General features: G+C 56.3%; 18 protein-coding genes. 16 read left to right on the top strand and 2 right to left on the bottom strand.

Annotated elements, in window-relative coordinates; genetic code table 11:
* Positions 1–374 precede the first annotated feature (374 nt).
* The 3 genes from ACFQPC_RS17795 (at position 375) to ACFQPC_RS17805 (ending at position 2,212) form a co-directional block, all read left to right on the top strand.
* Positions 375–875, top strand: a complete 501-nt coding sequence (locus ACFQPC_RS17795) for a methylated-DNA--[protein]-cysteine S-methyltransferase (RefSeq protein WP_382273159.1) — start codon at positions 375–377, stop codon at positions 873–875.
* Positions 872–1,777: a site-specific tyrosine recombinase XerD gene (xerD, locus tag ACFQPC_RS17800; RefSeq protein ID WP_382273160.1), complete on the top strand. Its 906-nt coding sequence runs from the start codon at positions 872–874 to the stop codon at positions 1,775–1,777. The genes ACFQPC_RS17795 and xerD overlap by 4 nt, the downstream gene beginning before the upstream one ends.
* Positions 1,778–1,867: 90 nt before the next feature.
* Positions 1,868–2,212: a hypothetical protein gene (locus tag ACFQPC_RS17805; RefSeq protein WP_382273161.1), complete on the top strand. Its 345-nt coding sequence runs from the start codon at positions 1,868–1,870 to the stop codon at positions 2,210–2,212.
* Between the two features lie 14 nt (positions 2,213–2,226).
* On the opposite strand, the gene ACFQPC_RS17810 is transcribed toward ACFQPC_RS17805, so the two are convergent.
* Positions 2,227–3,210 (bottom strand): endonuclease/exonuclease/phosphatase family protein, encoded by a 984-nt coding sequence (locus ACFQPC_RS17810; RefSeq protein WP_382273162.1) that lies wholly within the window; start codon positions 3,208–3,210, stop codon positions 2,227–2,229.
* 36 nt (positions 3,211–3,246) lie between these two features.
* Here ACFQPC_RS17810 and ybaK point away from each other — a divergent pair, with 36 nt between their 5' ends.
* Both ybaK and plsY read left to right on the top strand, forming a co-directional pair.
* On the top strand, positions 3,247–3,738 hold the full coding sequence (gene ybaK / locus ACFQPC_RS17815) for a Cys-tRNA(Pro) deacylase (RefSeq protein WP_175627069.1): 492 nt from the start codon (positions 3,247–3,249) through the stop codon (positions 3,736–3,738).
* A gap of 312 nt (positions 3,739–4,050) precedes the next feature.
* On the top strand, positions 4,051–4,656 hold the full coding sequence (plsY, locus tag ACFQPC_RS17820; RefSeq protein ID WP_382273163.1) for a glycerol-3-phosphate 1-O-acyltransferase PlsY: 606 nt from the start codon (positions 4,051–4,053) through the stop codon (positions 4,654–4,656).
* Between the two features lie 40 nt (positions 4,657–4,696).
* On the opposite strand, the gene tsaD is transcribed toward plsY, so the two are convergent.
* The gene (gene tsaD / locus ACFQPC_RS17825; protein ID WP_382273164.1) at positions 4,697–5,725 is read right to left on the bottom strand and encodes a tRNA (adenosine(37)-N6)-threonylcarbamoyltransferase complex transferase subunit TsaD; all 1,029 of its coding nucleotides are present in this window, start codon (positions 5,723–5,725) and stop codon (positions 4,697–4,699) included.
* A 103-nt stretch (positions 5,726–5,828) separates the two neighbouring features.
* On the opposite strand from tsaD, the gene ACFQPC_RS17830 reads away from it, so the two are divergent.
* The 11 genes from ACFQPC_RS17830 (at position 5,829) to ACFQPC_RS17880 (ending at position 19,141) form a co-directional block, all read left to right on the top strand.
* Entirely contained in the window at positions 5,829–6,473 is a 645-nt protein-coding gene (locus ACFQPC_RS17830) for an ANTAR domain-containing response regulator (protein ID WP_012078344.1), read from the top strand.
* 332 nt (positions 6,474–6,805) lie between these two features.
* Entirely contained in the window at positions 6,806–8,029 is a 1,224-nt protein-coding gene (locus ACFQPC_RS17835) for a CmpA/NrtA family ABC transporter substrate-binding protein (RefSeq protein WP_382273165.1), read from the top strand.
* 9 nt (positions 8,030–8,038) lie between these two features.
* Positions 8,039–8,965: a nitrate ABC transporter permease gene (gene ntrB, locus ACFQPC_RS17840; RefSeq protein WP_382273166.1), complete on the top strand. Its 927-nt coding sequence runs from the start codon at positions 8,039–8,041 to the stop codon at positions 8,963–8,965.
* A 46-nt stretch (positions 8,966–9,011) separates the two neighbouring features.
* Positions 9,012–9,818 (top strand): ABC transporter ATP-binding protein, encoded by an 807-nt coding sequence (locus ACFQPC_RS17845; RefSeq protein ID WP_012078347.1) that lies wholly within the window; start codon positions 9,012–9,014, stop codon positions 9,816–9,818.
* Between the two features lie 42 nt (positions 9,819–9,860).
* On the top strand, positions 9,861–12,299 hold the full coding sequence (nirB, locus tag ACFQPC_RS17850) for a nitrite reductase large subunit NirB (protein ID WP_382273309.1): 2,439 nt from the start codon (positions 9,861–9,863) through the stop codon (positions 12,297–12,299).
* A gap of 29 nt (positions 12,300–12,328) precedes the next feature.
* The gene (gene nirD, locus ACFQPC_RS17855) at positions 12,329–12,685 is read left to right on the top strand and encodes a nitrite reductase small subunit NirD (protein ID WP_382273167.1); all 357 of its coding nucleotides are present in this window, start codon (positions 12,329–12,331) and stop codon (positions 12,683–12,685) included.
* On the top strand, positions 12,682–15,501 hold the full coding sequence (locus ACFQPC_RS17860) for a molybdopterin-dependent oxidoreductase (protein WP_382273168.1): 2,820 nt from the start codon (positions 12,682–12,684) through the stop codon (positions 15,499–15,501). The genes nirD and ACFQPC_RS17860 overlap by 4 nt, the downstream gene beginning before the upstream one ends.
* Before the next feature lie 62 nt (positions 15,502–15,563).
* Positions 15,564–16,580 (top strand): DNA-binding protein YbiB, encoded by a 1,017-nt coding sequence (gene ybiB / locus ACFQPC_RS17865; RefSeq protein WP_382273170.1) that lies wholly within the window; start codon positions 15,564–15,566, stop codon positions 16,578–16,580.
* Positions 16,558–17,358, top strand: a complete 801-nt coding sequence (cobA, locus tag ACFQPC_RS17870; RefSeq protein WP_382273172.1) for a uroporphyrinogen-III C-methyltransferase — start codon at positions 16,558–16,560, stop codon at positions 17,356–17,358. The genes ybiB and cobA overlap by 23 nt, the downstream gene beginning before the upstream one ends.
* A gap of 71 nt (positions 17,359–17,429) precedes the next feature.
* Positions 17,430–18,626, top strand: coding sequence for a BaiN/RdsA family NAD(P)/FAD-dependent oxidoreductase (locus ACFQPC_RS17875; RefSeq protein WP_382273174.1), 1,197 nt, complete (start codon positions 17,430–17,432; stop codon positions 18,624–18,626).
* A gap of 92 nt (positions 18,627–18,718) precedes the next feature.
* Positions 18,719–19,141, top strand: coding sequence for a VOC family protein (locus tag ACFQPC_RS17880; protein ID WP_382273176.1), 423 nt, complete (start codon positions 18,719–18,721; stop codon positions 19,139–19,141).
* Positions 19,142–19,176 lie beyond the last annotated feature (35 nt).

The following is a 19,176-nucleotide window of genomic DNA, read 5'->3' on the forward strand; positions in this document are numbered from 1 at the left end:
ATCGCTGTTGCGCGCTTGTCAAAAATTTTATTACAAGCATGTTTAAAGCGTTGTTAAAAATGCATAGCCCCCGGGCTTTTCCTCGGCTATGATCCGTTTCAGATGAGTGCTTGATTTCTTCCGGATTGATTTTTATAATCAGCCCACTTTGGTGCAAGGGCCTGGCCCGGGACCGGCGCAAGACAGGATAGTTAGCAGGGGGCATATACACACACGGCATCGATGCCGGATAGCAGAGGAGACCTGTATCAATAAAAGCGGCGATAGCTGATGCTATACGCGGCGAGGGTACAGTAGAGGTATTTGAGGGCGCATCGCGAGATGCGCCTTTTTTGTTTTATGCTTAGCCTATTCTCCAATTAAATCCTGTTGCCATGAAACAGAATGCCGCCCATTCCCTGTTTACCGCCATCGTCGAAGCTTCCTTCGGAGCAATCGGCATACGCAGTGAAGACGGGCATATACGCGAGCTGGTCTACCTGCCGGCCAGCTTCGATGAAAAAGCTGCGGTCGATGCCGTGTCGGAACGTGCGGCGCTGCAGGTAGAACGTTACCTGGGCGATCCGGACTTCCGCTTTGACTTGCCGCTGGCACCGATAGGGACAGACTTCCAGAACAAGGTATGGCAAGCGATTGCTGAAATCCCGCGCGGCGAGGTGCTGACCTATGGCGATATTGCGCGCCGTGTGAAATCGGCACCGCGCGCAGTCGGCCAGGCTTGCGGTGCGAACTGGTATCCATTGGTGATTCCCTGTCATCGCGTGACCGCTGCGAACGGCCTTGGCGGCTTTTCGCATTACGACGATGAAACCAGTTTCCACGTCGGCGTAAAGCGCTGGCTGCTGGCACATGAAAAGGTAGAAGGTTACCGATGAGCGCTGAGGCCTTGCTCAGTCAATCCGAGATTGATGAATTTTGCGACACCTTGTGGCTGGAAGATGGCCTCGCCAAAAATTCGCTGGAAGCGTATCGCCGTGATCTGCGCCTGTTTGCCGTCTGGCTGCAACAGGAGCGCGGCAAGTCCCTGCTGGCTGCGCATACCGAAGACCTCAACGGCTATTTTTTCGCCAAGCATGCAACGACCAAGGCCACTTCATCAAACCGGCGCCTGGCGGTGCTCAAGCGCTTCTATCAGCTCGCATTGCGGCAAAACAAAATCAAGGATGATCCCTGCCTGCGCCTGCGTTCAGCCAAGCAGCCGCCGCGCATGCCCAAGACCCTGTCGGAAGCGCAGGTCGAAGCCTTGCTGGCAGCACCTGATGTGCATACGCCTTTGGGTTTGCGTGACCGCACCATGCTGGAACTGATGTATGCCAGCGGTTTGCGGGTAACCGAGCTGGTCTTGCTGAAGTCGATTGAAGTCGGCATGAATGAAGGTGTTTTGCGCGTCACCGGCAAGGGTGGTAAAACCCGCCTGATCCCGTTTGGAGAAGAAGCGCGTGCGTGGATAGAGCGCTACCTGAAGGAAGCGCGTGGCGTGATCCTGAACGGGCAGATGGACGATGCCCTGTTTGTGACGGCACGTGGTGGCGCGATGACGCGCCAGATGTTCTGGACCCTGATCAAGAAACATGCAGCCGCGGCCGACATCAACGCGCCGCTATCGCCGCATACGCTGCGCCACGCCTTTGCCACGCACTTGCTGAACCATGGCGCAGATTTACGCGTGGTCCAGCTTTTGCTCGGGCACTCTGATATTTCCACCACGCAAATTTATACCCACGTCGCACGTGAACGCCTGAAACGCCTGCATCAAATGCACCATCCGCGCGGCTAGGCTGCAGTCCCTCGTATTTGGCTGAATTTATATTGGGATGCAAAGAAAGGGCATTGTGCCGGCTTGCCCGTAATTGCCGGATGTTGGCAGATGTTTCATTTTGGCAATATGGTTCCCGGGCCGCAGTTCCATGACGTAAAGGGTGGCGGCATGCTAGCATTCGTCCCATTGATGGGTGCGATGGCAGTAGCGTTGCGCCCAGCTGCCCACCTTAAACAGAACATCCACTCAAAGAGCGACCACTTGGCTAAACCTAATTTCCAGTACGAAAAGCGTCAAAAAGAGTTGGAAAAGAAAAGAAAAAAAGAAGAGAAGCTGAAGCGCAAACAGGAAAAGGGCAATACTCCTGACGATGGCGTGGAAGCCGGCGATGCAGATGATGCCGAGACCGATGCTACTGATGGTGGCGACGACGCTGCCGCAGCAGACAAGTAATTCCCGCTGCGTCTTTAATCAGGCAGCGACTCTGCCTTGTCATGCAGCAGGATGCGCGCCAGGACCAGGCCGTGGTCCGACGCATAAGCCTGCCTGAACGTCATATGGTCATTCAGGTACATCACTTCGATGACCTCACCCAGTGCTACCGGCGAGCCCGGATTGAATTCTTCTGATACCAGGATGTGATCGATAGTCTCGTAGCTATTGTCGTGGATATGCGTATATCCGACATCGCGCAAGACATCGCGTCGTGACTGGATGCGGTAACTTTCAAACAGTCGGTCGTCGACCCCGTTCAATGGATATTTGCCCAGCCCCATGACCATCTGGGTCGGGATCGCATCGGCGACGTCGTTGAAGTCACCCATGACGACGATGGGTTTGCGTTGCACCTGTTTTATATCGGACAGCAAATGGCGCAAGCCGAGCGCATCGGTACCGCGTCGTATCAGTGAGCGCAGCATCGCGATGCCGGTCTGGTCCGGCAATTCATCTTCGAGGTCGTTGCGGTAGTCCGGCAGTTTGGATTTCAGGTGGCAGACAAAAACATCCACCGCCAGGCCGTTCGCGGCCTGGATTTGCGCATGCAGGATAGGGCGGGTGAACTGCGTGACCGGATGGGCGACACCGGGCAGCGTGATCGATAAATGATGCGGCAATTCGCGGAAAACCGTGGCACCGGTCAGCACCGGCAAGCGTGAAATCAGCGCCACGCTGGGCGTCAGGTGGTCGGCGGCAGGGTCGGGATCGTAGCCCAGTTGTTGCGCATCCCGGTATTTCTCTGTTTTCGCCAGTACATCCTTCAAGGCCTGTTGCGAAAAGATCTCCTGCAAGCCGATGACGTCGGCATCCAGCCTATCCAGTTGTTGCGCAATCCAGCTAATCTTGGCATCGTATTCCTCGGCGGAATACGGAATCTGGTCTTCATAGTATTTCATGCCCGGCAATGCCAGATTGCAGACATTGAAGGTGGCAAAGCGGAGTTCTTGTTGCATAATGTGCTCCAAATTTTATAGATGAGCGTAACACGCATGGCCAAAAAAGAGCATATTTCCGAAACGCCGGCGACCCAATGGTTGCGTCGTAACGGGATAGGTTTTTCTGAACACCCTTACGATTATGAAGAACATGGCGGAACCACGGTTTCGGCACAAAAACTGGGGGTCGATGAACACCATGTGGTGAAAACGCTGGTGATGCAGGATGAGGCGGCCAAGCCGTTGATCGTGCTGATGCACGGGGACCGCAAGGTTTCGACCAAAAACCTGGCGCGCCAGATCGGTTGCAAATCGGTAGAGCCGTGCAAGCCGGAAGTGGCGAACCGGCATTCCGGTTTCCTGATCGGCGGTACTTCACCTTTCGGCACGCGTAAACAAATGCCGGTTTATGTCGAGCAGAGTATCCTTGCGCTGGAACAGATTTATATCAATGGTGGTCGGCGCGGTTACCTGATCGGTATCGCACCGCAGGTGTTGACAGACAGCCTGGCGGCCAAGCCGGTGCAGTGTGCGCTCGAAGAATAATGATTGCTATCGCGCAGGCGATGCGGAAATACCAGAACTCATTTCATAAATATCCGTGAGATGCGTTCTTACCAAAAGCGGTGCTGGCAAGGCGTGCGACGCGTCGCATAGTGGCCTATGCGCAAGGAGCACAACGCGGCCAGCGCCGCTTTTGGTAAGAACCCGGAGGGAACGGGCTATTTGGGCGTATTGCTGCGTTGTGCCGCTTGCCAAGGGGACCACCCTTGGCGGCGCGACACGCCTTGCACTACCTCCCAAATAGCCGCGTTCGCACTCGCGGATATTTGTGAAATGAGTTCTAGAAAGGTTGGTATGAATACAGTTTTATTTGCCCTGGGTGCTTATCTGATAGGCTCGATTTCATTTGCCGTCGTGGTCAGCAAATGCTTTCGCCTGGCTGATCCGCGCAGCTACGGCTCGAAGAATCCGGGCGCGACCAATGTGCTGCGCAGCGGGAACAAGAAAGCCGCGATCCTGACTTTGCTCGGCGATGGTGCCAAAGGCTTTCTCGCCGTGTGGCTGGTCAAGCACTTCGGCCCGGCCTACGGTGTGCATGAAAACGGCGTGGCGCTGGTGGCAATTGCAGTCTTCCTTGGTCACCTGTGGCCGGTTTTCTTCCGCTTTGTTGGTGGCAAGGGTGTTGCGACCGCACTCGGCGTATTGCTGGCATTGAATGGCTGGCTGGGCCTGGCGACCCTGGTCACCTGGCTGGTGATTGCCTATGCTTTCCGCTATTCGTCACTGGCAGCCTTGATTGCGGCCATCTTTGCGCCTTTTTATTACGGCTTGTTGTTCGGACCGGATGTGATTTTGCTGGCGGTGCTGGCGATGAGCATCCTGCTGGTCTACAGACACAGCAAGAATATCGGTAATCTGTTAGCAGGAAAAGAAAGCCGCCTCGGCAGCAAGAAGAAATAAGCTTGCCGGTACCCCGTGCGGGATACCGGCCAGCATCCGTTCAGATTTCGCGGATGCTATCCAGCGGCCAGCGTGGCTTCACATTGAAAGCGTAATCGCGCTTGGCTGCAGCGGGATTCAGTTGCAAACGCATCGCTCCGGCGAATGCAATCATCGCACCATTGTCGGTGCAAAATTCCAGTTCCGGATAAAACACCTTGAAGTGTTTCTTCGCCGCCGCGGCATTCAGCGAGGCGCGCAATTGCTGGTTGGCGCCGACGCCGCCGGCTATCACCAGGCGTTTCAGGCCGGTGTGTTTCAGCGCGGTCACGCATTTGGCCGTCAATACTTCAACGATGGCATCGACGAAGGCACGGGCGATATTGGCCTTGTCCTGTTCGCAGATATTCGTCGTGTGATTTTTGACGACCGTCAACACTGCGGTCTTCAAGCCGGAGAAGCTGAAATCCAGGTTCTTCGAATGCAGCATCGGACGCGGCAGCTTGTAGGCCGTCGGATCACCGAATTCAGCCATGCGTGAAATCGCCGGGCCGCCCGGATACCCCAGGCCCAACAGCTTGGCCGATTTATCAAAGGCTTCACCGGCCGCGTCATCCAGTGTTTCACCCAGCATCGTGTATAGACCGACGCCGTCAACCCGCATCAATTGTGTATGACCGCCGGACACCAGCAGGGCGATGAAAGGAAATTCCGGTGGTTCGCTCGCCAGCAGGGGCGACAGCAAATGGCCTTCCAGGTGATGGATGCCCAATACCGGTTTATCCAGTGCCAGGCCGAGGCCGCAGGCGACGGATGCACCGACCAGCAGCGCACCGGCGAGGCCGGGACCTTGTGTATACGCAATCGCGTCTATCGCATCATGCCGGATGCCGCTTTCGCTGAATACCTGGTCCAGCAATGGCAGGGCGCGGCGGATATGGTCGCGCGACGCCAGTTCAGGCACCACGCCACCGTATTCCTCATGCATTTTCACTTGTGAATAAAGGGCGTGCGCAAGCAAGCCGCGTTGTGTGTCATACAACGCCAGACCCGTTTCATCACAGGAGGATTCGATACCGAGAACAAGCATGGGGATAAAGTTGCAAAAAATATGCAACATGTGGTGTGATTCTTGCGTGGATTGTAGCTTATTCTGATGCAAGACCCCATCCACGATTTTTATAGATTGCCGAATGACTAAGATTTCCCAGCCAGATTTGCACTCATTGCGCATCGTAGTCGTCAATCCGGTCGCACCGGAAGGCGAACTCGATGAGCAGGCGCTGGCGCAGGATGAGCGCACGCGTGCCTTGCGCATCGGTTTGCTGGAAGCCGGCTATAACATCATCGCGTCGTTCCCGGCCGACCTGCATTTGCCGGAGCGGGTCGCGCAATTGCAGCCGGACATGATCATCATCGATGCCGAATCCGATGCACGTGACGTGCTTGAGCATGTGGTGATGGCAACGCGCAATGCGCGCCGTCCCATCGTCCTGTTTACCGAAGACAAGGCCAAATCCAGCATGGAGGCGGCGATGGCGGCCGGTGTCTCGGCCTACATCGTGGCCGGCCTGCAATCTGAACGGATCAAGCCAGTGCTGGATGTAGCGCTGGCGCGCTTCAACGCCGAACAAAAATTGCTGACCGAGTTATCGGATACCAAACTCAAGCTGGCCGAGCGTAAAACCATAGAACGCGCCAAGGGTTTGCTGATGGAGCGGCACAAGATTTCCGAAGACGAAGCCTATATAAAACTGCGTCGCATGGCGATGGACAAGAACCTGAAATTGTCCGAGCTGGCGCAACGCGTACTGGATATTGCCGACCTGCTGGGCTGACACGTCAGCTGAAGTGCTGCACCAGTAAGTCATTACTCCTCTGCACTGAAGTAATGCGCCGCACAAAAAGAGAGCGTTTTAAGTGCTCGGTTTGCATCGCAAACATCTGAAAACAGCCTGATCGCGCTGGCACACCAATTGCTAAACAGTAGCTAGTACCAACGAAGGTGCTACGAACAAATCATTACTCATACCAATGGCGGTAAGAGTAATAAGGACAAAGACGTCCGTGTCGCATGAGCTTTGCTTGTGCCGGCCCGGGCGTCTTTTTTTTGTGCTTATCAGAACCGCTCTTCGAGGAAATCATGACAACGAACGACAGGAAAACCAATATGACACGACGCACAATCTTGAAAGCGGGAGCAACCATTACTGCGACCGCCTTTAGTGGTTTGGCTACGCAAGGCGTGTGGGCGGCGGGTTCTGATAAGCCTGAAAAGGAAGAAGTAAAGATTGGTTTCATTCCACTGACCGATTGTGCTTCGGTGGTCATGGCTTCGGTCATGGGCTTCGATAAAAAATACGGCATCAAGATCGTGCCGACCAAGGAAGCATCGTGGGCCGGCGTGCGCGACAAGCTGGTCAATGGCGAGCTGGATGCGGCACATGTCTTGTATGGCCTGGTGTACGGCGTGCATGAAGGCATAGGCGGCGCGAAGAAGGACATGGCTGTCCTGATGGGCCTGAACAATAACGGGCAGGCGATTACCCTGTCGAAAAAGCTGGCCGAAGGCGGAGCGATTGACGGTCCCGGCCTCGCCAAGCTGATGCAAATGGAAAAGCGCGAATACACCTTCGCACAAACTTTCCCGACCGGCACCCATGCGATGTGGCTGTATTACTGGCTGGCGACCTACGGCATCAATCCATTGAAGGATGCAAAAGTCATCACCGTGCCGCCACCGCAAATGGTGGCGAATATGCGTGTCGGCAATATGGATGGCTATTGTGTCGGCGAACCATGGAACCACCGCGCCATCGTTGACGGCATCGGCATCACCGCCGCGACCACGCAAGACATCTGGAAAGACCATCCGGAAAAAGTACTGGGCACTACTTCGGACTGGGTCGCAAAAAATCCGAACACTGCGCGCGCCTTGACGGCTGCGGTGCTGGAAGCCGGTCGCTGGATCGATTCCTCGCTGTCGAACAAAAACAAAATGGCAGAAGTCATCGCCGCCAAGTCCTATGTCAACACTTCAGTTGATGTCATTAACCAGCGCATCCTCGGCCGTTATCAAAACGGTTTGGGCAAAACCTGGGATGACCCTAACTACATGAAGTTCTATAACGACGGCCAGGCGAATTTCCCTTACCTGTCGGACGGCATGTGGTTCATGACGCAGCACAAGCGTTGGGGTTTGGCTAAAGGTGAACCGGATTACGCCGGCACGGCCAAGTCGGTCAACCGTATCGATTTGTACAAGGAAGCGGCAACGCTGGCGAATGTGCCTGTGCCTAAGAGTCCTATGCGTTCCTCCAAGCTGATCGACGGCGTGGTGTGGGATGGCAAGAACCCGAAAGCGTACGCCGAATCATTCAAGATCAAGGCTTAAGGAGTCACCATGAGTGCAATCATGCGCCCCGCAGAAAACGCGCCCATCTGCGCTACGACAGAAACGGAAGTCAGTATGAAATCAGAATCCGCAGATGCGGCCGTAGCTGCCCGCGCCGGCGTGGTGGTGGAAGCGGCCAAGCCAAAGGTGAAGTGGTCGTCCAAGCCGCTGTTGCTGGCGGTACTGCCACCGATACTCGGCATGGTCTTCCTGGTGCTGGTATGGGAAATCATCTCAGCCAAAAGCAGCGGTATTCCATCGCCGCTGGTGACTTTCCAGTCTGCGCAGGCGCTGTTTGCCGATCCTTTCTATAGCAATGGTCCGAACGACCAGGGCATAGGCTGGAACATCCTGGCTTCGCTCAAACGTGTCGGCATGGGTTTCGGTATGGCGGCACTGGTGGGCATTCCGCTGGGCTTCATGATCGGCCGTTTCAAATTCCTGTCCGGCATGTTCAATCCCATCATCAGCCTGTTGAAACCAGTATCGCCACTGGCCTGGTTGCCGATCGGCCTGCTGGTATTCAAGGCTGCTGATCCAGCCGCGATCTGGTCCATCTTCATTTGCTCGATCTGGCCCATGATCATCAATACCGCAGTCGGTGTACAACGCGTGCCGCAAGACTATATGAATGTCGCCAAGGTATTGAAGCTGTCGGAATGGAAGATCGTGACCAAGATCCTGTTCCCGTCAGTACTGCCTTATATGTTGACAGGTGTACGCCTGGCGATCGGTACCGCATGGCTGGTGATCGTGGCGGCGGAAATGTTGACCGGCGGCGTCGGTATCGGCTTCTGGGTATGGGATGAGTGGAACAACCTGAACGTACCGCACATCATCATCGCCATCGTCGTTATCGGTGTCGTGGGTTTGATCCTCGAACAAATCCTGGTCGGTATCGCCCGTGCCTTTACCTATGAAGATGTAAAGAGCTGATCAATTCGTCGCAATGCAACAGTGCCATACAAATACAGGAACCATCATGGATAGCATCAACAGCAAGTTCATCGATATTCAACATGCGGAAATGTCTTTCAGCACCAAGAAGGGGATCTTCAATGCGCTGACCAACGTCAACCTCACCGTCAGCAAAGGCGAATTCATTACGCTGATCGGTCACTCCGGTTGCGGCAAATCGACCTTGCTCAACCTGATCGCCGGATTGACGCAAGCCACCGGCGGCATGTTGTTGTGCGGGAACCGGGAGATAGCCGGGCCGTCGCCGGAACGTGCTGTGGTGTTCCAGAACCATTCCCTGCTGCCATGGCTGACCTGCTATGAAAACGTCTACCTCGCGGTCGAACGTGTTTTCAGTGCGACTGAAAGCAAGGCGGAGCTGAAGGCACGCACCCGCGCCGCACTGGCGCTGGTCGGCCTCAGCCATGCCGAGCAAAAGCGTCCGAATGAAATCTCCGGTGGCATGAAGCAACGCGTTGGTATCGCCCGCGCCTTGTCGATGGAGCCGAAAGTGCTTTTGATGGATGAACCATTCGGTGCGCTGGATGCGTTGACACGTGCCCACTTGCAGGATGAATTGCTGAAGATCGTGGCCGCCACCGGTTCCACCGTCGTGATGGTGACGCACGATGTGGATGAAGCGGTCTTGCTGTCGGATCGTATCGTCATGCTGACGAATGGCCCGTCCGCCACCATCGGCGAAATCCTCGAAGTGAAACTGGCGCGTCCGCGCGAGCGCGTGATGCTGGCGCAGGATCCCTTGTATTCGCAATACCGTACGGCAGTGCTGGAGTTCCTGTATCACCGTCAATCGCATCCGGCTGCGGCGTAAGCACCACAAGAAAAATATCCGGAAGAATTCAGGAGAAGCATGATGAAAAAAATGAAGCTCGTAATGATAGGCAATGGCATGGCCGGTGTGCGCACCCTGGAAGAGTTGCGCAAGATTGCACCGGATGTGTACGAAATCACTGTATTCGGTGCGGAAGCCTATGCCAACTACAACCGCATCCTCTTGTCGCCGGTACTGGCCGGTGAGCAAACCATCAAGGACATCATGCTCAATGATGTGGATTGGTATGCGGAAAATGACATCACCCTGCATTTGGGTAAAAAAATCGTCGAAATCGATCGTATCAAGCGCGTGGTGATTGCCGACGACGGCACGATTGCGCCATACGACCGGCTGTTGATGGCAACCGGCTCGAATCCTTTCATGCTGCCGATCCCGGGCAAGGACCTGGAAGGCGTGATCTCGTATCGCGATATCCAGGATACCAACGCGATGATAGAAGCGGCCAGGGTACACAAACAAGCCATCGTGATCGGCGGCGGTTTGCTGGGCCTGGAAGCCGCCAATGGTTTGAAACTGCGCGGCATGGATGTCACGGTCGTGCATTTGCCGGCAACCCTGATGGAGCGCCAGCTGGATGAAGCGGCCGGCAAGATGCTGCAAAAATCGCTGGAAGACCGCGGCCTGAATTTCCTGTTGGGCAAGAATTCGCAAGAAATCATCAGTGATGCCAACGGGCGTGTACAAGCGCTGCGCTTTACCGATGGCAGCGAAGTGCCGGCACAACTGATCGTGATGGCAGTCGGCATCCGCCCGAACACCACGCTGGCTGAATCCGCCGGCCTGTATTGCAACCGCGGCATTGTCGTCAACGACACAATGCAAACCTATGATCCGCGCGTCTATGCAGTCGGTGAATGCGTGAATCATCGCGGCACGGCGTATGGCCTGGTGGCGCCATTGTTTGAGATGGCCAAGGTTTGTGCGAATCACCTGGCGAACTACGGTATCGGTCGTTACCAGGGTTCGGTCACATCGACCAAGCTGAAGGTAACCGGCATCGACCTGTTCTCCGCCGGTGAATTCCTCGGTGGTGAAGGTACCGAAGAAATCCTGCTGTCCGATCCTATCGGCGGCGTCTACAAGAAACTGGTATTGAAAGACGACAAGCTGATCGGTGCCTGCCTGTATGGCGATACGGTAGACGGTAGCTGGTATTTCAACCTGCTGCGCGAAGGCAAGGACATCAGCGAGATACGCGACACCCTGATGTTCGGCGAAGCTAATACCGGCCGTCCCGGCGATGTCGGCCACGAAGGCTTCAGCAAGGCTGCGGCGATGCCGGACACTGCCGAAGTCTGCGGCTGCAACGGCGTGTGCAAAGGCACCATCGTGAAAGCCATCAAGGAAAAAGGTTTGTTCACGATAGAAGACGTGCGCAAACATACGAAGGCGTCGGCATCCTGCGGTTCATGCACCGGCCTGGTCGAACAAATCATCATGGCAACCGCCGGCGGTGATTACTCGGCATCGAACAAAGCCAAGCCTATGTGCGGCTGTACCGACCATACGCACCAGGAAGTACGCGATGCGATCAAGGCCGAGAAATTGCTGACGGTTGCAGGTGTCATGGCGCACATGAACTGGCGCACCCCCAACGGTTGCTCCAGCTGCCGTCCCGGCATCAACTATTACCTGATCTCCACCTGGCCACATGAAGCCAAGGATGATCCGCAATCGCGTTATATCAATGAACGGGCACACGCGAATATCCAGAAGGACGGCACCTTCTCGGTCATCCCGCGCATGTGGGGCGGTGAAACCAATTCATCGGAACTGCGCCGTATCGCCGATGTGGTCGACAAGTTCAAGATTCCTACCGTCAAGGTCACCGGCGGCCAGCGTATCGATTTGCTGGGTGTGAAGAAAGAAGACTTGCGCGCAGTGTGGCAAGACCTCGGCATGCCATCCGGCCTCGGCTATGCGAAGGGTTTGCGTACGGTCAAAACCTGCGTCGGTTCGGAATGGTGCCGTTTCGGTACCCAGGACTCGACCAGGATGGGACAGCAACTCGAACATCAACTGGCACGCATGTATGCACCGCACAAGGTCAAGCTCGCAGTCTCCGGCTGCCCGCGTAACTGTGCTGAAGCCGGCATCAAGGACGTCGGTGTGATCGGCGTCGATTCGGGTTGGGAAATCTATGTCGGCGGCAATGGCGGTATCAAGACCGAGGTGGCGGAATTCTTCGTCAAGCTCAAAACACACGAAGAAGTACTTGAGTACGCTGGTGCCTTCCTGCAGTTGTATCGCGAAGAAGGCTGGTACCTGGAACGCACCGTGCATTACCTCGCACGCGTCGGCCTGGAGTATGCGAAACAGAAAGTGGTCGAGGATGCGGAAAACCGCAAGGCACTGTATGAACGCCTGCTGTTCTCACTCGACGGTGAGCCGGACCCATGGCATGAGCCGGAAAAGGCGATGGTCGACACGCGTCAATTCGAACCATTGTCGGTTTAATCCACCCAACTTTTATATCAAGGCCATTTATGTCTCAGCAATGGAAAGCAATTTGCAAGGTGACGGATATCCCGGTGCTCGGCTCACGCGTCGTACATCGTGCCAACCAGCCGAATGTCGCCATATTCCGTAATAGCGAAGACAAGGTATTTGCCTTGCTCGATCGCTGCCCGCACAAGGGCGGTCCCTTGTCGCAGGGTATCGTGTTCGGCGAGCGCGTCGCCTGTCCTTTGCATAACTGGAATATCCAGCTCGACTCCGGCTGTGCAGTTGCACCGGACGAAGGCTGTACGCAAAAATTCAGCGTCAAGCTGGAAGACGGGCAAGTCTACCTGGATGCGGCCGAACTAAATGTCATCATGCTCAGCGAGGCCGCCGCCGCATGAATGCACCCATGCCATCCGCTGCCGGCCTGGCAGTGGAGCAGTTAGTTGCTGCTCCACTGACTGAAACCAAAGCCACCTGCTGTTATTGCGGGGTGGGCTGCGGCGTGCTGATACAAAGCGATGGTGAAAAGGTGGTGGCGGTACGTGGTGATCCGGATCATCCGGCCAACTACGGCCGCCTGTGCACCAAGGGCAGTACCTTGCATTTAAGCGCGCGTCCGGCGCTGCAACAGCAGGCGCGCGCCTTATATCCCGAATTAAGACTGGCGCGTACCGACCAGCGGGAACGTGCATCGTGGGCGACCACGCTGGATTTCCTGGCGAATAAATTCGCCGCGACGATACGCGACCACGGACCGGACAGCGTGGGTTTTTATTTGTCCGGTCAATTGCTGACCGAGGATTACTACGTCTTTAATAAACTGGCGAAAGGCCTCATCGGCACCAATAATGTCGATACCAATTCGCGCCTCTGCATGTCGAGCGCGGTGGCTGGTTACAAACAGACGCTGGGCGCGGATGCGCCACCACCTTGCTATGAAGATATCGATCAGGCCGATGTCATTTTCCTGGTTGGCTCCAACACCGCCTATGCGCATCCGATTGTTTATCGCCGCATCGAAGATGCGCGCAAAGCCAATCCCGCACTGAAAGTCATCGTCGCCGATCCACGCCGCACCGATACGGCGCGTGAAGCGGATTTATTCCTGCCTATCTTGCCCGGTACCGACGTTGCACTGTTCAATGGCATGTTGCACATCTGCCTGTGGGAAGACCTGGTTGATCTTGATTACATCGTTGCACACACCGAAGGTTTTGCCGAGCTGAAGCAAACCGTGCGTGAATACACACCAAAAATGGTGGCCGAGATATGCGGCATCAATGAAGCAGACCTGATGCAGGCCGCGCGCTGGTTCGGCCAGGCCAAGGCTGCGCTCTCCATGTATTGCCAGGGTTTGAATCAATCGTCGTCCGGCACTGCAAAGAATGCGGCGCTGATAAACCTGCACCTGGCGACACACCAGATCGGCAAACCGGGTGCCGGTCCGTTTTCGCTGACCGGACAACCTAATGCAATGGGTGGCCGTGAAGTCGGCGGGTTGGCAACCATGTTGTCCGGCCATCGTGATCTGGGCAATCCGCAGCACAGGGCGGAAATCGCCGCTCTGTGGGGAATCGATGCCGTACCGGAAAAACCCGGCAAGAGTGCAGTGGAAATGTTTGAAGCGGTGCGTACCGGCGAGATCAAACTGATCTGGATCGTTTGTACCAACCCGGCGCAATCGATGCCGGAGCAGGCGATGATACGGGAAGCATTGAGCAATGCGGAGCTGGTGGTCGTGCAGGAAGCCTACCGTACTACAGCCAGTTGCGATTACGCGGATGTGTTGTTGCCGGCTTCGACCTGGAGCGAGAAGGAAGGCACGGTGACCAATTCGGAACGCCGTATCACGCGCTTCAAATCGGTGCTGCCGAAGCTCGCGGAATCCAGACACGATTGGGAAATCGCGGTCGAGTTTGCACGCAAGCTGGAAGCCGTGATGGGCAAGGACAAATCCCTGTTCCCGTTTGCAGGAACCGAAGAAATCTGGAATGAGCATCGTGAATCGACCCGCGGTCGCGACCTCGACATCACCGGCCTGAGCTTCAAGATACTGGAAGAGCAGGGCCCACAGCAATGGCCGTATCCGGAAGGTGCGACTACAGGCAAGAAGCGTCTGTATGAAGATGGCATCTTCCCGACCGCATCCGGTCGCGCCAGATTCGTCAATACGGTTTACCAGCCGGTCGCCGATCGCGTTGACGCACGTTATCCCTTCCACCTGACCACCGGCCGCCTGCGTGATCAATGGCATGGCATGAGCCGTACCGGTACCGTGGCGCAATTGTTTGCACATGCGGCGGAACCCGCGGTGGCGATGTCGAAAACCGATATGGAGCGACGCCAGCTCCACAACGGTGACCTGGTGCACGTCACCAGTAAACACGGTTCGCAAATATTCCCGGTGGCACTGGGAGAAGATATGCGTGCCGGGCAAGTCTTCGTCGGCATGCACTGGGGCGAAGAGTATGTGTCCGGTCGCGGCCGCGATGGCGATGGCAGCCACGGTGTGAATGCGCTGACTTCACCGGCTTATGATCCCAGCTCCAAGCAGCCGGAGCTCAAGCATGCAGCGGTCAAGATATTGAAGGCCGAATTCCCGTGGCGCTTTATCGCTTTCGGCTGGATAGATGAAGCGCGCCTGCTGACGCTGCAGTCAGACTTGCGTCCATTCATGCGCAAGTTTGCCTATGCATCTTGCACCCTGTTTGGGCGCGACAAGGTAGGTGTCCTGTTCCGTGCTGCCGACGACTACAGTGCAGCTCCTGAATTGATTGCGCAGATAGAACAGATGTTTGGTATCGCCGGCGCACAGGTATTGCGTTACGACGACAGCAAGCGCGGCAATTCGCGACGCATCCTGATCCACGACGGCAAGCTGCAGGCAGTGGCACTGGCCGGTGATATCTCGGCGGAAGCATGGCTGAAAGAATACCTGGAAAGCGAACAGGCGGTCGCTACGCTGGGTCGCCTCTTGCTGATGCCATCCAACAAGCCACCACAGAATTTCAAATCGCGCGGCCGCATCGTCTGTAATTGCCTCAATGTATCCGAGACTGAAATCAATGATGCCTTGATGACTATGCCCGGCACGCCGGATGCACGTTTGCAGGCTCTGCAGCAAAAACTGAAATGCGGCAGCAACTGTGGCTCCTGTGTGCCGGAGCTCAAGAAAATTATTGCCAGCCACGCCTTGCCCGCTCAAGCCGCATAAGCAGGCGCTGCATTTGCTGCTTAACTCTTTCGTCCATCCCTCCTTCGTAGTACCCTCTGCGGATGCAAAATCCTTCTTCTCATTCTCCAGCTGATACCGGGCCATTCGCCGCCGGTCGTTTCATCAAGGAAATCGGCCGCGGCGTCAAAGGCGCACGCAGCCTGTCGCGTGAAGACGCTTATCAACTGTATGCAGCGATGCTGAATGGGCGCGTCTCCGACCTGGAGATGGGCGGCATCATGCTGGCGATGCGCATCAAGGGTGAATCGGTGGATGAAATCGCCGGCTTCCTCGATGCGGCGGAACAGTCATTTGAACAATTACCCGCGCCGCAAAGTGAGTACGCGCCGATTGTGCTGCCCAGCTATAACGGTTCGCGCCAGATGCCCAACCTGACACCGCTGCTGGCCTTGTTGCTGGCACAGGCAGGGGCACCAGTCTTGATCCACGGCGTGACCAGCGATCCGGGACGCGTGACGACCGCCGAGATATTGCAGGAAATGGGCTATCCGGTATCGCATACCGTGGAACAGGCAATGCAAGAGTTCGCACGCCACGCGCCGGTGCTGATGCCGATCGAAGACCTGGCACCGCGCCTGTCGCGCCTGCTGGCGATGCGCCGCATCCTTGGCGTGCGCAATTCCACACATACGCTGGTCAAGCTGATGCAACCGTTCGCGACCGCGGCCTTGCGCCTGACTTCGTACACGCATCCGGAATACCTGACGATGCTGACCGGCTACTTCACGACGGCGGCCCCGGCGGCACGTGGCGAAGCCTTCCTGATGCGCGGTACCGAAGGGGAAACCGTGGCAAACGCCAAACGTGCGCAGCAAATCAACTGGATACACGATGGCGAGTGCACGATTCTGGTGCAGAAGCAGGAACCGGTCGATGATATGCCGCCTTTGCCTGCCGAACGTGATGCCGTAACGACCGCCAGATGGATAGAAGCGGCGCTGCGCGGCGAGGAACCGATCCCGGTTTCGATTGCGGAGCAGGTGGAACATTGTTTGCTTGTAACGAAGAACCTACAAAGCAAACAAGGTGTGCGAGATGGAGCAGCAATCAAAGCTTAAAAGCGAGCAGGCAGCCAGGGTTTTACTGGTCGGTGCAGGTCCCGGTGATCCGGACTTGCTCACGATCAAGGCAGTCAAAGCCATCGGATGTGCGGATGTCATCCTGATCGACGACCTGGTCAATCCGGAAGTATTGCAATATGCGCCGGCTACTGCGCGCATCGTCAACGTCGGTAAACGCGGCGGTTGCCAGCAAACTCCACAAGAATTCATAGAACGCCTGATGTTGTCCGAAGCGCAAGCCGGGCATTGTGTGGTGCGCCTGAAGGGCGGCGATCCTTTTATTTTCGGCCGCGGTGGCGAAGAGCGCGAGCATTTGCAGGCAGCAGGGATAGTTGTTGAAGTAATCAACGGTATCAGCAGTGGCCTGGCGGCACCGGCGTCGATAGGCGTGCCGCTCACGCACCGGGACTGGAGCCAGGGTGCGATCTTTATCACCGGCCATGGCAAGAATGCGGAATCGAATCCGGATTGGGAAACGCTGGCCAAACTGAAGCTGACGCTGGTGATTTACATGGGGATTGCACGCTGTGCGGAAATCCAGGCTGCGCTGCTGGCAGGCGGCAAGGATGGCACAACCCCGGTCGCAGTCATCCAGTCGGCGACCGGCATGGCACAAGCGCAACTGATCACCACTCTGTCGGACTTGCCGCAAGCCCTGGCTGAATCCGGCATAGGCAGCCCGGCCATCATTGTCATTGGCGATGTCGTCCGTTGTGTCACACGAGTTGAAACACAGACCCTGCGCGATACGGTTCTTGCACAACTGACAGCATAGAAATGCAAACAGCCGGCTGGCCCGGGCCAGCTGCGCTTACAATCACGGCTTATTTCTATTTGTAGTAAGCCATGACTAAACAGTTTGATGTTGCCGTAATCGGCGCCGGTGCCGCCGGCATGATGTGCGCATCCGTTGCAGGCCAGCGCGGCAAAAGCGTGGTACTGATCGATCACGCCGCCAAACTCGCGGAAAAAATCCGCATCTCCGGCGGTGGTCGCTGCAATTTCACCAATATCGACGCGACCCCGCAAAACTTCCTGTCGCAAAATCCGCACTTCTGCAAAAGCGCCTTGTCGCGCTATACGCCGCAAGACTTCCTGGCGCTGATGAAGCGTTACCGCATCGCCTACCACGAGAAGCACAAGGGCCAGCTGTTTTGCGATAACTCGGCGGAAGACATCATCAGTATGCTGAAAGCGGAATGCGCACTCGGCAATGTCTCGTGGCGCATGCCGTGCACGGTGGTGTCGATTGCCAAAAGCGGCGAGCAATTCAGGATAGAAACGAATACCGGTGACATCCTCGCCAACAGCCTGGTGATTGCGACCGGTGGTTTGTCGATACCCAAAATAGGCGCGACTGACTTTGCCTATCGCATTGCGAAACAATTCGATTTGAAAATGGTCGAGCCGCGTCCGGGGCTGGTGCCGCTGACATTCGATGCAAATGCCTGGCAACCCTTCGTACCCTTGTCCGGCATTGCCTTGCCGGTCGAAGTGGAAACCGGCACAAAGAAAGCCCGCGGCTACTTCAAGGAAGATTTGCTCTTCACACACCGTGGCTTGTCCGGCCCGGCCATCCTGCAGATATCCAGCTTTTGGCAGCCCGGTACACCGCTGACCATCAACCTGGTGCCGGAGACTGACATCGCCGAAGCCTTGATAGAAGGCAAGGCCAGCAGCAAGAAAAACCTCGGCAACCAGTTGGCACAATGGCTGCCGTCGCGCCTCGCGGATGAATGGCTGGCGGTCAACGGTTTCAAGGCCGATGCCCGTGTGGCGGACATGCAGGACAAGCAATTGCGCGCACTGGGTGTTTCGCTCAACCAGTGGAACATCATCCCGAATGGCTCGGAAGGCTATCGCAAGGCGGAAGTGACGCTGGGTGGTGTCGACACGCGTGAACTGTCGCAGCAAAGCATGATGGTGAACAAGGTGCCGGGTTTGCACTTCATCGGCGAGTCGGTAGATGTGACCGGTTGGCTCGGCGGTTATAACTTCCAGTGGGCCTGGGCCTCCGGTGTTGCTGCCGGGCAAGCGGTTTAAGCACCGAAATTGCAGGACTCCTGACATCTATTGTCAGTAGGGCAAGCTATGCTGACGGCTGTTTACTATTAACAAGCTAACAGGAGAGTGGTATGAGCAACGAGAATCCCAGCATCATTTCCCATGTTTCGATAGGCACCAACCAGTACGAGAAGGCGCGGGCATTTTACGATGTCGTGCTGGCTGCGCTGGATATCAAGGTCATCATGGAGCATCCGGGCGCGGTCGCCTATGGGCGCCAGTACCCGGAATTCTGGGTGCAGACACCGCATAACGGTAAGCCGGCGGAGATAGGCAATGGTTTCCATATGGGCTTTATCGCCACCAGCAAGGAGCAGGTGCATGCGTTTTATGACGCCGCACTGGCGGCTGGCGCTAGCGATGATGGCGCGCCTGGCCCGCGCCCGCTGTATGGCGACCCGTATTACGGTTGCTTCGTGCGGGATCCGGAAGGGCACAAGCTGGAAGCCGCGTACTGGGATGCCGACCTCAGCCTGAAACTGTACGGCCACTAAGCTAATCTGCGCGGGGACTAGCGCCGCAGGTGTGG

This window comes from Herminiimonas glaciei (assembly GCF_042664955.1).
In the GTDB taxonomy this organism is placed as follows: domain Bacteria; phylum Pseudomonadota; class Gammaproteobacteria; order Burkholderiales; family Burkholderiaceae_D; genus Oxalicibacterium; species Oxalicibacterium glaciei.